This window comes from Flavobacterium stagni (assembly GCF_004122105.1).
Classification (GTDB): domain Bacteria; phylum Bacteroidota; class Bacteroidia; order Flavobacteriales; family Flavobacteriaceae; genus Flavobacterium; species Flavobacterium stagni.
The window spans coordinates 1-14,680 of record NZ_SBKN01000009.1; the positions used below are offsets into that span (position 1 = coordinate 1).

General features: G+C 32.5%; 16 protein-coding genes. All 16 read left to right on the forward strand.

Annotation, left to right across the window (positions count from 1 at the left end; genetic code table 11):
• Window positions 1-237: 237 nt before the first annotated feature.
• Window positions 238-1,038, forward strand: a complete 801-nt coding sequence (locus tag EQG61_RS12550; protein WP_129462296.1) for a hypothetical protein — start codon at window positions 238-240, stop codon at window positions 1,036-1,038.
• 160 nt (window positions 1,039-1,198) lie between these two features.
• On the forward strand, window positions 1,199-1,879 hold the full coding sequence (locus tag EQG61_RS12555) for a hypothetical protein (protein ID WP_129462297.1): 681 nt from the start codon (window positions 1,199-1,201) through the stop codon (window positions 1,877-1,879).
• Between the two features lie 181 nt (window positions 1,880-2,060).
• Entirely contained in the window at window positions 2,061-2,558 is a 498-nt protein-coding gene (locus tag EQG61_RS12560; RefSeq protein ID WP_129462298.1) for a hypothetical protein, read from the forward strand.
• Window positions 2,559-2,812: 254 nt separating this feature from the next.
• Window positions 2,813-3,457 (forward strand): dihydrofolate reductase family protein, encoded by a 645-nt coding sequence (locus EQG61_RS12565; RefSeq protein ID WP_206733891.1) that lies wholly within the window; start codon window positions 2,813-2,815, stop codon window positions 3,455-3,457.
• 185 nt (window positions 3,458-3,642) lie between these two features.
• A complete protein-coding gene (locus EQG61_RS12570) occupies window positions 3,643-4,920 on the forward strand; it encodes a hypothetical protein (RefSeq protein WP_129462299.1) in 1,278 nt (425 codons plus the stop codon).
• Between the two features lie 167 nt (window positions 4,921-5,087).
• The gene (locus tag EQG61_RS12575; protein WP_129462300.1) at window positions 5,088-6,095 is read left to right on the forward strand and encodes an STM3941 family protein; all 1,008 of its coding nucleotides are present in this window, start codon (window positions 5,088-5,090) and stop codon (window positions 6,093-6,095) included.
• Window positions 6,096-6,268: 173 nt separating this feature from the next.
• A complete protein-coding gene (locus EQG61_RS12580) occupies window positions 6,269-6,631 on the forward strand; it encodes a hypothetical protein (protein WP_129462301.1) in 363 nt (120 codons plus the stop codon).
• 167 nt (window positions 6,632-6,798) lie between these two features.
• Window positions 6,799-7,353, forward strand: coding sequence for a hypothetical protein (locus EQG61_RS12585; protein ID WP_129462302.1), 555 nt, complete (start codon window positions 6,799-6,801; stop codon window positions 7,351-7,353).
• Between the two features lie 173 nt (window positions 7,354-7,526).
• Window positions 7,527-7,850 carry a hypothetical protein gene (locus tag EQG61_RS12590; RefSeq protein ID WP_129462303.1) on the forward strand — a complete coding sequence of 108 codons (324 nt, stop codon included), beginning with the start codon at window positions 7,527-7,529 and terminating at the stop codon, window positions 7,848-7,850.
• Window positions 7,851-8,007: 157 nt separating this feature from the next.
• Window positions 8,008-8,586 carry a tetratricopeptide repeat protein gene (locus EQG61_RS12595; protein WP_129462304.1) on the forward strand — a complete coding sequence of 193 codons (579 nt, stop codon included), beginning with the start codon at window positions 8,008-8,010 and terminating at the stop codon, window positions 8,584-8,586.
• 64 nt (window positions 8,587-8,650) lie between these two features.
• A complete protein-coding gene (locus EQG61_RS12600; RefSeq protein ID WP_129462305.1) occupies window positions 8,651-9,784 on the forward strand; it encodes a tetratricopeptide repeat protein in 1,134 nt (377 codons plus the stop codon).
• A gap of 176 nt (window positions 9,785-9,960) precedes the next feature.
• Window positions 9,961-11,343, forward strand: a complete 1,383-nt coding sequence (locus tag EQG61_RS12605; protein ID WP_129462306.1) for an RCC1 domain-containing protein — start codon at window positions 9,961-9,963, stop codon at window positions 11,341-11,343.
• Window positions 11,344-11,518: 175 nt separating this feature from the next.
• Complete coding sequence (locus EQG61_RS12610) at window positions 11,519-12,073, forward strand: hypothetical protein (protein WP_129462307.1); 555 nt, start codon at window positions 11,519-11,521, stop codon at window positions 12,071-12,073.
• Between the two features lie 194 nt (window positions 12,074-12,267).
• Window positions 12,268-12,669 (forward strand): hypothetical protein, encoded by a 402-nt coding sequence (locus EQG61_RS12615; RefSeq protein ID WP_129462308.1) that lies wholly within the window; start codon window positions 12,268-12,270, stop codon window positions 12,667-12,669.
• Between the two features lie 296 nt (window positions 12,670-12,965).
• Window positions 12,966-13,508, forward strand: a complete 543-nt coding sequence (locus EQG61_RS12620; RefSeq protein ID WP_129462309.1) for a T9SS type A sorting domain-containing protein — start codon at window positions 12,966-12,968, stop codon at window positions 13,506-13,508.
• Between the two features lie 14 nt (window positions 13,509-13,522).
• Window positions 13,523-14,668: a fibronectin type III domain-containing protein gene (locus tag EQG61_RS12625; RefSeq protein WP_129462310.1), complete on the forward strand. Its 1,146-nt coding sequence runs from the start codon at window positions 13,523-13,525 to the stop codon at window positions 14,666-14,668.
• Window positions 14,669-14,680: the final 12 nt, after the last annotated feature.

The following is a 14,680-nucleotide window of genomic DNA, read 5'->3' on the forward strand; positions in this document are numbered from 1 at the left end:
ATAAAATCAGAAATGAATACTTATTTGGATTCAGAAACTCAACAGATAGTATAAAATTGACTAAAATTGAACGATAGTGTAGATAAAAGCCCGAACGCATAACAGCCGCTAGCCGCTATGGCTGGTATGTGCTAGTTCGGTGTTTGGTTTACACGAAAAACGTTTATCTTAGTAAGGAAAAATCGTTTCGCTTTGACCGCCACAGTCGGCTAGCGGCGGAACGTTAGCTGCCATATTATGAGACACTTCATTAACATATTGATACTTCTATTTTTATTGACTGGCTGTAAGAACAATTCATCAGACAACAAAAAAGTCGTTGAAGAAATTTTTGAATGTAACAAAGGAGAAATGACACCAGCTTGGTATGAGCACGGAATTGACGAACCAATTCCAAGTATACAAGGACTTCAAAATGGGTTTATTATTGTTGTGGACACAAGTAACAAAGCGACAAACTTTATTTCGTATGACGAAGACTATTCAAGAAGACGTTCGACAGAACTCGATACATCTGACCTTGATTGGACTGATGGTTGGGAGAAATTGACAACTAAGCAAAAACTTGAAAAAGTAAAGCAAGAAAGAAAATCTTATCTAATTCATGCTGACTCTACTCACATATTAAATAATCAAGGACAACAACAAGTTTGGATAATTAACAACTCAAAAGACACCGTTACAATTCAAATGCAAGACTGGAGCTTTATTTGTGTCTTACAAGCTAAAACAAAAAGTGGGCAATGGTATCCAATACAATATTGGCGTTTTAGCACTTGTGGTAATAGCTATTACTTTAAACATTTTCTTCCAAAGACAGCAAACTCTTTCATTACTAAACTGCCTGAAGAAGGCGATTATAAAACTAAACTCAGATACAAACTTCTCGGGAAAGACAAATTTTACTACTCTAACGAGTTTGACGGAAAAATAAAATATTGTGAGTTTGTGGAAGACAGCACAAAATACAACAACAGACGAGGCACACCGCAACCACATTTTAAACTTGACAGCTTAATTAATTTAGCGTGGCAATAACGACAGACAGAAATACGGCAGCTAACAGCCGCTAGCCGCTATGGCTGGTATGTGCTCGATTGGTGTTTGGATTACACGAAAAACATTTATCTTAGTAAGAAAAAATCGTTTCGCTTTGACCGCCACAGTCGGCTAGCGGCGGAACGTTAGCTGTCATTTTATGAAACGTATAACTTTAATAGTACTTTTAATTTCATTCTTTACATTCGCTCAATTGAGAAGAGAACTTCCTATCACAAAAGATAGTGATTCAGCTTATTGGATGGAATACCGAAATAAAACTTATGAAACAGTCAATGATAAAGATATTTTCTTTAGATTACAAACTCCATGCGTTTCCATTGAGGTTTCAAAGCGAAAAGGTGATTTGAAAGGAACAGTTGAATTTTTTGCTAAAGAAATAGATGAATTTAAAGATTCAACAGGAGTTTTTAAAAGAAAATTTAATTTTGATAGCGACAAAACCTTAAGGATTTTTAAGCTCATTGATAGTCTAAAAATAAATTCAATTCCAAGTGATAAATTCATTCCAAAATGGCATCAAGGATTTGATGGAATAACATACAGATTTGAATATAAAGACTCTATTCAACATTCTTTCAAAAACTATTGGACACCAAAAAAACAAGAAAATTTAGAAGAAGCTGTGAGAATCCAAAACTTTGTGGAAGTCGTTAATGAAATTGTAGAATCTGAAAAGTTAAGCAAGATTTTTCAAAATGAAATTCCTTTTCGTTCATGGTCTTGTAATGGAGTTTGTGTAAGCCGAGCAATGACAAAGAAAGAGTCTAGAGAGTACAAAAAAAAGAAACGTAAATTCCGAAAGAAAAACGCCGGCTAACAGCCGCTAGCCGCTATGGCTGGTAAGTGCTAGTTTGGCTTTTGATTTACACGAAAAACGTTTATCTTAGTAAGGAAAAATCGTTTCGCTTTTCCGCCACAGTCGGCTAGCGGCGGAACGTTACCTGCAACCCGTGACGATCGAGCTAACATCAAACTGACTGCAAAAAGAAAATAGAAAAATGATACGAGTAATTATTGACAAGCTTGGTAGCGGACATAGTGATATATTTTTAAAGATTGACGCAATGCCTGACTATTCCGCAACAGCGGACAGTTATTACTTATTTGACTTTCTTGAAATAAGTGACTCCGACATTGAGGAGCTCAATTTAAAAGAGGGTGAAGCATTAAAATACGGAACAATTGAGTTGCTTCAATACTGGGTAGAGAGAATTAGGAAAATTGCAAAAGGTCAGCAGACATTTATACCATTTGACTTGTGGGATGAGTATGTTGGGGGGTTACTGCTTAAAAGGACGAAACTGGGTTTTAGAACTAAGAGAGTTTATACCGACAAAATTCAGGGCTATAGTATTGGTAAATCAAACTTGGACAAACAAATTGCTGACAATAGTGTGCACTTCATTGAAGAAGAACAAACAGAATGGCTGATTGATGAAGACGCTCTATTCAATGGACTTGATTGGAGTATCAAAGAATTGACAAATAAGAATTGACGGCATGTATTTAATCAGGTTTGGACAAACTCTCTGTAAGCTTGAACTGATATCGTTGGGCGCGGACTGTCGGGCAGCAGGTAACAGCACCTACCCAAAAGTGGCGGCTCAGTGGTTAAGTCAAGCTTTGTGCTTCTATCAAAGTTTATGCTTGGTTGACAGTGAAGTGCTTCGAAATCGCCACCTTCGGGTAGCGGCGGAACGTTAGCGGTCATTGTAGGATGACAGTGCAGACTAGAACCAACAGATAAAAAATGAAATTTGACAAACAATTAATAATGAGCAAAATAATCTTTGACAGCGGAATATCACTTGACGGCTTTTTTGCAGGTGAAAACAGAGGACCAAAAAATCCTATGGGCGGAGTTTCAGGACAAATTCATTCGTGGATGTTTAATCAGAAAGCTTTTTGGGAATACCTTGGATTTGAAGGTGGAAAAGAAGACAGTGCTGATGGAAAATATATTCGAGAAACAATCGCAAGAACGGGTGCATTCATAATGGGCAAACGAATGTTTGAAGAAGGCGAAGCGAGTTGGCCAAATGACTTGTATAAAGCAGACGTATATGTATTAACACACGAAAAGCGAGAGCCTTGGGTTCAAGAAGGCACGACAACTTTTTACTTTATAAATGACGGGATTGAAAGTGCTTTAAGCAAGGCAAAAAAATCCGCAAAAGGTAAAGACATAAGAATACAAGGTGGGGCAAACACAATACAACAGTTTCTAAATGCAGGACTTGTGGACGAGTTTTTCATTCACATTGCACCTGTTTTTTTAGGTAACGGAATTCGGCTTTTTGACGGTTTAGACAAAGACAAATATGACTTACAAATTACAGAAGTCATACCTTCTGACTTGACAACACATTTAAGGTACAAACTGACTAAAAAATAGTAACAACGAACCACTAACAGCAGTTTGGCAAAATGGCGGGTTCAGTGCAAATTTCATGGGCAGTTCTTCGATTGAACTTTTGTGCAAAACTGAACAATTGTGGTTCGATTTCCACCACTTCGCCAAGCTGCAAAACGTTAGTGGCAAGTGTAAAACATCCCTACATCAACAAATCAAACTAAACCATGAAAAAAATTATTTACATACTTTCAATTTTAATATGCCATAAATCATTTGCACAAAAGAACGACGGCGAACTGTTAAATGTAGACAAAGAATTTGCAGCTATGAGCTACAAACTCGGCGTAGCGAATGCTTTTGAAAAGTTTCTTGCAGAAGACGCAGTATTTTTATCTTCAACACCGTTGCCTGTAGAAGGAAAGAACAATTTTATGAAAATGTTTGCCAAAACAAAGTCCACCGTGATCTGGCAGCCAACAGGATCATTCAAAGACAAATCTGCAACCAGTGGATATACCTACGGACTGTCCAAATGGATATATCGGATTGATGACAGTTTAGCCTGCTCATATTATGTATACAATACAAATTGGATTAAAGATGATGCAGGCCAATGGAAAGTAACTACAGATATTGGTAGCGAAATATCGTTGAAAAGTCATTCTTTAGTTTCCAAGAATAATTTTAAAATCTCAAAAAGAGTAAATAGCTCTATTTCCAAAACGATAAAGGATAAAAAATGGACCACTGTATACTTAACCTTTGAAAGTGACAGAAAGGGCTTTGTACCTGCCATTATTGTAAAACCTAACGGAAAAGAGATCAAAGCAGTTGCTTTTTATCAGCACGGAATTGGCGATGAATATAATAAAGAATACTTTTTAGATGAAGCTAAAGCATTAGCAGAGCATGGAATCGCAACCCTTGTAATAGATGCACCGTTTATAAGAAAAGGAGATAGTTTTATTGAGAGTGGCGGTATGAAAGATGCTGAAATATTTGAAAACAACTGTGTGGAATGGTTACAAGCAATTGATATTTTACCTGATTTTAATATTCGCTCAAAAAATATAATTTTCGTTGGACAAAGTTATGGAGCAAGAGTTGCGGCCTTTATGCCCTATTTAGATGCTCGTTTCAAAAAAGTTATCGTTGTGAGTGGCATTCATAATTATGCTGAATGGCTTCAAACTACCACGGTAAATCAAATAACTGAATTGAGAAAAGTAATTTCTCCTCAAGACTTTAACAAGTATATTTCCACAATTGCAGGTTATGATGCAAGTTTGTACTTGAACAAGAAAAATGACCTGGATTTTTACTTTCAGGCAGGAACAAATGACGAGACCCTTTCTGAATATGATATCTTAAGTTGTTACGAAATGACAAACAGCACGAAACGGATTTCTTGGTATAATGCCTCACACAATTTGAACAAACAAGCCAAACTTGATAGAATTGAACAAATAGTAAAGTGGGCAAATGAGAACACCAGCCACTAACCGCCGCTAATCGAAACGGCTGGTTTTAGGTGGCTCAGCGCTTTTTCTTCACGAAAAAGCTATATCTTCGGCAGAGCGAACGCAGTCCGCTTTGTCGCCGCTTCGTATAGCGGCCTAACGTTACCGGTAATATTACAGAACCGACCGTCACGACATAAAAACATTTAATGACAGAAATAAAACTATACAAGACGTCAACGAAAGGGCTAAAAATTATCGGTATGTGTTTACCGTTTGTGGTATTAGAACTTTTTTTATTATCTGACACCACATATGGGACAACTAATTATGTAAAGAGTTGGCTTTGTATATGCTTCTTTGGACTTGGTATTCTAGTTGGACTTTTTCACACTTTTGACAGACGACCACAAATAATTATTACTGAAACTGGTATTTGGGACAGGACAACAAACCAAGACGAAATAAAATGGGAACAAATCATTGAAGCTTATCCGCTTGACCTATTTGAACAGAAATTTATCTCCTTAGTAACTGACGACACATATGTTTTTAAGAAGAAACCATACAAATGGGCTGAGAAAATCAATAAAGAAATAGGTGCACAAAATCTCAACCTGCATTTAGGACAAATAAACATTAACGAACTTGAACTGACTGATTTTATTAATCGACTTAGCAAGCAGAAAATTGAAGAAAGAAGAAAATTGATTAAAACATTTGAAAATAAGGAAACCAAATCTTCTGTTTCTTATTTTCAAAAAATAGTTGTTTACGTTTTAATTTCTTTAGCAATGCTTTTTTTATCACTATCAAGTTTTGTGGTATTTATGACAATTATGATTGTGATGGGGATTTCAGCATTTATTGCACGGTGGCGACCAGACAATGCAATTTTAAGGAAATATGCAGGAATTGCAACTTGGTTTGGACTTATTAATATGGTTCTCTGTATAGCGGTAATTAAAGTTTACGATAATATAACCGAAGATGTGGCTGAACAAGTCGCAATTGAAATTGAAGAGTTCCAAAAGCTAAATACTACTTTACCAACTGACATTAAATCAATCAATGAAAAATTAGAGCTTAATTTCATAGAACGTTATTTTGCAAACCAAATAGACTATAGGACATACGACAATGACTATGAATTAGAAGCGAATATGCTATTTGGAAAACGAAGGACTTATGACAAAAACAACAGCGAGTGGGAATAAATACTACCGCTAACACGGGTTTGGCAAAAGTGGCGGTTCAGTGCTCCTGAGACACATTTGTGGTTAATCAAAATTTGGTTCTACGCATCAACATTTGTGGTGAAAATCGCCACCTTCGCCAAGTCCGAAACCGTTACCGGTAACTTTAACCAAGCAAACGAAGAAAGATCAGAATGATATCAGCCAATAAATTAAATCAAGTTCTTAAACAAAAGACAGTAGATGAGAGATCAATATTGATTTCTCAATTATTTCTTGATGCTATGAATGATTGGCCAACTTTAAATTTAAAAGAACCCGACGAGTTTATTGGAAAACTGAAAGATGAAGTGGGGCCAAGTTTAACTTTGAACGATTTAAAATTATTCTCGAAAAGATTGAATGTTGTCCATGATGCATGGAAAATAGAATCATTAGAGTCAATAATTAAGATTTATGAAGTAGTAGGGAATGAAAATTCTCCGCAGCAAGAATTAGAAAAAATTTTAGATTCAATTATAGTAACTGAAAACAAAGCTACCGGTAACAGCTGCTAGCCGCTATGGCTAATGGTATAAAGTTGGTGTTTGGTTTACACAACCTGAGTGAAGCAAACGGTGCGAAAAAAAAGTTTATCTTAGTAAGAAAATTAGCCTATACGATTTAGCGTCACTACATCAAGCTGCGAGCCGTTAGTTGCTATTTAACCAAAAATCAACTACAAATGGGATATTTCTGGTCAATGGGGATTAGTTTTCGAGACAAACAAATTGCCGAAAATTGTCAAGCCGAATTAAAAGAAATCAAACTTTCAGATGGAAGGTTGGTAAATTTTAGTTGTTATATATTACCACAAACTGATTTCGATATTGAACCTAATTATGTTCTTGAAATTTATCCAGAAGAGATGGAAATCGATGGTAGAAGAAAAAATTTAGAATATCCATTTTTTGATGAAATCAGAAATCAATTATTACAATTCGTTAGAGATTTAAAATTAAATTTTGAAATAGCTTTTTGTGAATGTGAAGGAGCTGATAGAGTTACTCATACAAATCTTATAAATTGTATAAATGAAAATGGTATTGAAGAATATCTAAGTTCGGAAAATATCGATATTTACTTAAATCCTGAAAATCCATATCCTAAGAGATATTTTGATGGTCTTATTCTATCAAAAAATGAATACGAAAGACTGAAGATTAAATATCCAGAATTCAAAAAATTTAAAGAGAATTATCTATGGTTACCAATTCAAACAGCCGCTAACAGCTACTAGCCGCTATGACTAATGGTATAATGTTGGTGTTTAGTTTACACAACCCGAGTGAGGCAAACGGTGCGAAAAAAAGTTTATCTTAGTAAGAAATAATCGTTTCGCTTTTTCGCCACAGTCGGCTTGCCGCGAAACGTTGGCGGTCATAGCTAAGAACCGCAATAGAAAAGAGAAAATTGAAAAAAAGAAACCAAATATTATACTTAGCTATTGCATTGATTCTTTTCATTGTAATGGACAGAAACTTATGGATGGAAGATAGAGCTAAACGCCTATTTTTATGGGAAAGCGGAACTGGATTAGGGGATCCTATTAGTTATGATTATGACTTTAAAATCCACGGAAGCGAAATAACATTTGAAAAGGAAAAGGATTCACTTGATTGGCCAGAAATAGCGGAAAATAGAAAACATAAATTTTATTTTGTCGGTTGTTATTTTGGAAATCTCTATATGTATGACAAAACGAGAAAGAAAATGGTGTTATATATAGAAAAGTAACGCTACGACTGCTAACAGCGGTTTCACGAATGGCTCGTTTCTCTTTCTTGGAAAATAATCTGCTAAATCAAATTTTGCTTATCTTTCGAATTAATTATTAAAGTTCCTCCACTGCGTGGGCCGCGGAACATTGTCGGTAATCATAAAAAAACACTTAATGAAAAGAAATATTTTAATCGGTTTTGTTTTATTAATAGTAATGTATTCTTGTCAAAAGAAAGAAAAAGTAAATATTAAGACAATTGCAAGTAGTAATATAGTGGGCGATTTTGACTCAAATAAATACCCTAAAATTCAGACTGCTATTGAATTAGGTTATGCTGAAAGACGAGAAGAGGCAATTGATAAATTCAATGAAGCAGAGAATGAATATGGACAATCAGTGATTATTGCACTTAACAGAGGAATAATATTTAAAGAACTTGGAGATTATGATTTGGCAATTAAAGATTATACTTTATGCTTGAAAATTAATCCGAATTATTATCCTGCATTGATAAATCGTGGCATTCTAAATGGAAATTTAGAAAATTTTGACAAAGCTATAAAAGATTTAAATAAAGCAATTGAATTAAATTCTGAATATCCAATAGGTTATTTAAATCGAGCATTTATTTACTCTAAAATGAATAATCGTGAATTAGCATGTAAAGATTTATTAAAAGCTAAACAAAAAGACATAGAAAAAAAATTTGAAAAAGATATTGAAGAATTAGAACAAGAAAATTGTGAATGACTACCGCCAACAGCAGTTTGGCAAAAAGGAGGGTTCAGTGATAAATTGAATTTTTGGGTTTCAAATGAAGTTTAATGCTAAATTGAAAGTAAGTGCTCCGAAATCACCCACTGCGGCAAGCGGCAAAGCGTTGGCAGTAATTATAAATCAGAAAATGAAAAGACTACTTTTTTTAATAACAATATTTTCTTTTAATTTAAATTTTGGACAAAATAATCTCTCTGAAATATATGGAAATTGGATAAAATATAAAGTTGAAATGAAAGATGGAAGTAAACTTTTTGATAGATTTATAGAAGATTCAACTTATATCGAATACTCTATTGACAAACAAAAACTATGTTTAAATTCAAATCCAATTCATAAAACAAATGAAAGCTGTTTAGATTATACATTGATAAATAACTTCATAAAGACGTCTCAATATTCAGGACTTTTAATTGAAAAAATAACAAATGATACTTTAATTTTTAGTGAGAAAATTGATGGCTTAACGAATGACAAGCTTAAAAGATTTTATTTTAAAAGACAAGAACTTGTACTCTCTAAGTTTAATGAAGAAAATAAAAACAAAAAAAACATAATTGCTTCAAAATTATTTACACCAAAAACTAATTCGACAATTGAAATAGAATTAAATAAAGCTTTTAAGAATAACTTTTCAAATTTTGAATTAATCGGTAATCTTAAAATTTATCCGAAAGAGAAAAGTGTAAAAACTCAAATTACATTTTCAACACAAAAAGATTCATCGAGGATAAGAACTATTAAGAAAATTATCGATAGTTCTTTTGAAAAATGGGACTTGACAAATTTTAATGGATTTGAATCAATCGAATTACCAATTATTTTAAAAAGCGAAATAACTAATAGATATTGGGGAATTAAAGTACTATTTTTCACAAACGATTTGAATGAGTTCGAGATAGTTTATGGTGGAAAATTAGAAGACATGAGAAAATCTTCTGAATTATTTGAAAAAGGAATCAAATCATATCAAGAAAAAAAATATCTTAAAGCGATAGAATTCTTTACAGAATCTTATAGAATTGACCCAAAAAATATTGATGCACTTTATAACAAAGCAGCTATTTATTTTGAATCTGGAGATAAAGAAAATGCTTGTATTGTATGGAAAGAGATTTCGGAACTTGGTCAAGTTAACGGAAAAGAATTATATCAGAATAATTGTAACTAATAAATAACTACTGCCAACACAGGTTTTACGCTAGTGTTGATTTTAGGCTAAATTTAAAGTTTTTTCTTTATATTTGATTACAGTGCAAAACCAAAATTTCGGCATATTTAGTCGCAACAGCCGTAAAGCCTGGGAACGTTGGTGGTAATGTTAAAAAGAATAAATCAAATACTATTATGAAAAAAATATTTATGCTTTTATTCATTATTAGTTTTCATGTTAATGCACAATGTTTATGGAAATCTATTCATGAAAGTCCTTACAGAGTGACTGGAATAAAAGATGACAATACTATATGGACATGGGGGCTACTGGATGGAGGCTATATAAATGGAGTTGTAGAACCTGTTCAAATTGGGAATGATTCAAATTGGTTAAAATTAAGCGTTGGGGATTCTCATTATTTAGCGATTAAATCTGACGGTACTTTATGGGCTTGGGGTAATAATTATTTTGGTCAACTTGGCATTCCTTATAATCCAAATGATAATTTATCTTTACCTATTCAAGTTGGAACAGACAATGATTGGATAGATATATCTGCTGCATCAACTCATTCTTGTGCAATAAAAAGTAATGGTACTTTATGGACTTGGGGGTATAATGATTATGGTCAATTAGGAAATGGTACATGGTCTGAAAATCATTTACCAACACAAGTTGGAGTAGATACAGATTGGAGAGATGTTGAATCAAAATATAGAACAACAATAGCAATTAAAACTAATAATACAATTTGGGGATGGGGTAAGAATAATTTAAGTCAATTAGGGAATGGAAACAATGTTACTGTAAATTCCCCTATACAAATTGGCAATAATTCTTCTGATTGGAAAATTGTTAGAACAAGTAATAATCATTGTATAGCATTAAAAAATGATAATACTTTATGGGCTTGGGGTAATAATACATATGGTGAATTAGGAAATGGCACCAATATCAATTTAAATTTTCCAACACAAATTGGGAATGGTGATGATTGGAGAGACCTTTCGGTTGGAGCAAGTTTTTCATTGGCATTAAAAGCTGATCATACATTATGGTCTTGGGGAGATAATAGCCGCGGTCAATTAGGTGATGGCACACAAATTAACAAAAATATACCTACGCAAATTACAAGCCTGAGTGATTGTGATAAAATTGTTGATTATCCTTACTACACATCTTTTGTTATAAAACAAGATAAAACTTTGTGGGGTTGGGGGAGTAATGTAAATGGTCAATTATTAATAGGAAACATTTATGGTTTAACAACAGAATTTCAAAATATATTAAATCCTATACTCAATACATGTTCGGTTTTAATAAATTCAGAAAATATAGCGTACGAAAATGAAATTAAAATATATCCAAATCCATCTTCATATTTTATTTATATATCTAATGCAACAGATAAAATAATTGATACCATTACTATTTGTAACATAAATGGTCAAATACTTAAAGTACAAAATAAATCTTTCAATAAAATAGATGTTTCAGATTTAGCAAATGGTTTGTATTTTATTAATTTAACAGTTGGAGAAAAAGCATTTAGTTTTAAATTTATTAAAGTATAAAAACACTACCACCAACAGCCTTTTCAAGCAATTGCGATATTTTTTGTGATTTCACGTTTGCGTTTCGTTCGGAGTTTTATCTTTAACAGAAATTAATCGGTTCCGAACTTCGCAACCTCGCCAAGCGCTGGAACGTTATAAGCCATATTAAATCACCGATATTTTATTGAAGAAAATGAGAAAAATTGAAGTTTTATTTTTATTAGCACTTATTTCAACTCTACAAATTTCATGTCAGAATATAAAGGCTAAAACTATATATGAAAACAATTCTATAGAAAGTCCATCAAAACTCAAAGAACTAAAAAAATATATTTTAAAACAGAAATCTTTAAATTCTGATTTTAATTATTCAAAACTTGACAATATAGACAAGCAAAATAAAGTTGAAAGCTTTGAACCAATTGATGGAAATTTTACTTATTATAAGTTTATAGCAACATTTATAGGTCAATCATATTTGGCGCCTGGAGATTCAGGAGAATATTGCAAAACTTTTCACGATATTTTAATAATAAAAACAAACGATAAAAACGTAATCGTTGATGCATATCAATATACTTTAGAATGGGCTGAAATGCCTTTTCAATATGACGTCTTTAAAAGCAATACAGAGAATTTAGTTCTTGTTAATGATTTAGACATTAAACTGTTGAACCTTAATAGGACTGAGTATTGCAACGAAAAAGATAAAAAGTCAAACGAAATTGGAATTATAAAACTAAATTAAAAAAGGCTTATGACAGCTGCTAGCTATTATGCCTCGAATGTACTAGTTTGGCGTTTGGTTTACACGACCCGAGCTTTGCGAACGATGCGAAGCAAAAAATATTTATCTTAGTAAGAAATAATCATTTCGCTTTATTGCCACAGTTGGCTAAAGGCGGAACGTAATGCGCCAATTTAAATCAACTTTCGTATAAAATGAAACTGAAAAATCTAATCCTTTTAAAATTTGTAACTTTATTAATAACTTTCTTTTGTTCAGTTTATCTTCTTGGAAATATCACAGATACCTACAAGACAATAGAAGCAAATCATAAAATCTTATTAGAACAAAAAAAGACTTACGAGGAAATAATAAGAGATCCTCAAGCCAAACAGGAATTATTAAAAATTATTAAAGTAAGTGATGTTTTTTTAGATTACAATATTGAAAATGAAGGATTTAGTTTCAATACAAATATTTGGATTTTGTTGATTTTTTGGATAGTTGCTTCCTATATTTTTACTATTCTCAATTCAAAAATTGAAAAATTAAAGGGTGAAGAAAATTTATTTGAAAAGAATACGTTCTATAAGAAAATACCGAATAAAAGCCACTAGTAGTTATGGCTCGAATGGGCTAGTTTGGCGTTAGGATATCACGACCTGAACGGTTCGAAGCAAAATCGTTTGTCTGGATAAGAAAATTAGCGTTTCGCTTTTTCGCCAGAGTCGGGTAGGGGCGGAACGTTGGCAGAAAATTTTGATAAGCGTTTTCGTTTAATACCTAACTAAAATATATTTAAAATGTAAATAGTACACACGATAAAGATTACTTGTAGATGAAATTAACCCATACATAAATAGGCCAAACCACTTCGTTTTTTAAGAGAGCGATAAAATTTAAAATGTAAAATATGAAACCAATCTGTTTTTTAAAGCCTGACATAAAACTTAAACATTTACTATTGTTTGGAGTCGTCTTTTTATTTTCCATGAGCATTAAGGCTCAAAGTATTAATTTTAATTTTAGTGATGGAACAAACGCATCGTATAATGTAACTGAAGTTGAAAAAATTACCTTTACTGATGATGTTATGAATCTTCATTTGTTAAATGGTAATATTTACACTTGGAATGTTAGTATTATCAATAAATATTCGTACGATAACAATTCACTCAATACAGAACTACCTACAAATAATGCATGGCAAGTTTTTGTTTATCCAAACCCTACAAATAGTTCTTTGAATATTAAAATTAATCTTCCAAAAGATGATGATATTCAACTTCATTTATTTGATATTCAGGGCAAGTTAGTTTTAGAAAAGAGTTTAGGAAAAATGAACTCGGGTGAGTTCCTAGAAACAATTGACTTAACAAACGTTTCTCCGGGCACATATATTTGTAAAATTTCAGGATACCACTATTCTTTAACAAAAAAAATTATTAAACAATAGAAAATTAAAAAAAGATGAAAGCAAAAAATATATTTGTAATTGCATTTTTATTAATGAATTCAATTTTGGTACAAGCCCAAACAATTATGAACATTCACCAAAACAATGGGGTTGTTCTTCAAATTCCAATGCAAACCATTGACAGTATAACCTATACAGTTACCACTCCAAATAATTTAGCAACAATCACAACCTCACCGATAAGTTTTATTTCAAACAATGCTGCTTTTTCAGGTGGAAATATTACGAATAATGGTGGATCACCAGTTACTCATCGTGGAATTTGCTATAATACAAGCCCTGCACCAACTACAGCCAATACAACGATCTTTAGTGGCAGTGGTAATGGAACTTTTGTAAGTAGCTTAACTGGATTAACAGCAAACACTAATTATTACGTTCGTGCTTTTGCTACCAATAGTGCGGGAACGAGTTATGGAAATGAGTTGACTTTCACAACTTCTAACACGACACCTGTTCAACCAGATATTGTATACATTACAGATACAACTTTGAATAATGTTTATTATCATCAAACAAGCTATTTGAACCCTACTAAATTAGTGTTTTCAAATTTGACTAGTGTTAGTGGGAATATTTATTTCCATCAAACAAATAATATTGTAGAAGTAGAATTCCCATTACTTACGAATACGGGAGGTCATGTTTATTTTCATCAAAATTTATCAATGATGAAAATTAATGCTCCAAACCTTAATGCTATTGTTGATTATTTATATGTATATGGAAACAGTTTTCTTCAAGAATTAAATTTATGTAATTTAACTAGTATTACTTGTTCAAGTCAAGAACCGTATATACATATAGCAAATAACAATACAGTTATTGATAATAATCAACAATGTTTTACACCCACAATCTATGGTACAACATTGACGACTGCACCAATTACTCAAATCTCGCAAAACACTGCAATTGGAGGAGGTACATTTACAAATTCTTGCGGTTTTCCTATGGGTAGTTTATGTTGGAGTACTAGTCCAAATCCTACATCAAATGATTTTGTATCCAATAGTTCAGGTTCGGGAACAAATTTCACAGCAAATTTAACTGGATTAACACCTAACACTACTTATTATGTTAGAGCTTTTTCAGGAAATACGTATGGAAATGAAGTTAGTTTTACAACACTTCCTTAAATTTAACAAGAG

Coding starts and splice junctions, on each gene's coding strand:
- EQG61_RS12550 (WP_129462296.1), top strand. CDS start 238: ATGAGACACTTCATTAACATATTGATACTTCTATTTTTATTGACTGGC.
- EQG61_RS12555 (WP_129462297.1), top strand. CDS start 1,199: ATGAAACGTATAACTTTAATAGTACTTTTAATTTCATTCTTTACATTC.
- EQG61_RS12560 (WP_129462298.1), top strand. CDS start 2,061: ATGATACGAGTAATTATTGACAAGCTTGGTAGCGGACATAGTGATATA.
- EQG61_RS12565 (WP_206733891.1), top strand. CDS start 2,813: ATGAAATTTGACAAACAATTAATAATGAGCAAAATAATCTTTGACAGC.
- EQG61_RS12570 (WP_129462299.1), top strand. CDS start 3,643: ATGAAAAAAATTATTTACATACTTTCAATTTTAATATGCCATAAATCA.
- EQG61_RS12575 (WP_129462300.1), top strand. CDS start 5,088: ATGACAGAAATAAAACTATACAAGACGTCAACGAAAGGGCTAAAAATT.
- EQG61_RS12580 (WP_129462301.1), top strand. CDS start 6,269: ATGATATCAGCCAATAAATTAAATCAAGTTCTTAAACAAAAGACAGTA.
- EQG61_RS12585 (WP_129462302.1), top strand. CDS start 6,799: ATGGGATATTTCTGGTCAATGGGGATTAGTTTTCGAGACAAACAAATT.
- EQG61_RS12595 (WP_129462304.1), top strand. CDS start 8,008: ATGAAAAGAAATATTTTAATCGGTTTTGTTTTATTAATAGTAATGTAT.
- EQG61_RS12600 (WP_129462305.1), top strand. CDS start 8,651: ATGAAGTTTAATGCTAAATTGAAAGTAAGTGCTCCGAAATCACCCACT.
- EQG61_RS12605 (WP_129462306.1), top strand. CDS start 9,961: ATGAAAAAAATATTTATGCTTTTATTCATTATTAGTTTTCATGTTAAT.
- EQG61_RS12610 (WP_129462307.1), top strand. CDS start 11,519: ATGAGAAAAATTGAAGTTTTATTTTTATTAGCACTTATTTCAACTCTA.
- EQG61_RS12615 (WP_129462308.1), top strand. CDS start 12,268: ATGAAACTGAAAAATCTAATCCTTTTAAAATTTGTAACTTTATTAATA.
- EQG61_RS12620 (WP_129462309.1), top strand. CDS start 12,966: ATGAAACCAATCTGTTTTTTAAAGCCTGACATAAAACTTAAACATTTA.
- EQG61_RS12625 (WP_129462310.1), top strand. CDS start 13,523: ATGAAAGCAAAAAATATATTTGTAATTGCATTTTTATTAATGAATTCA.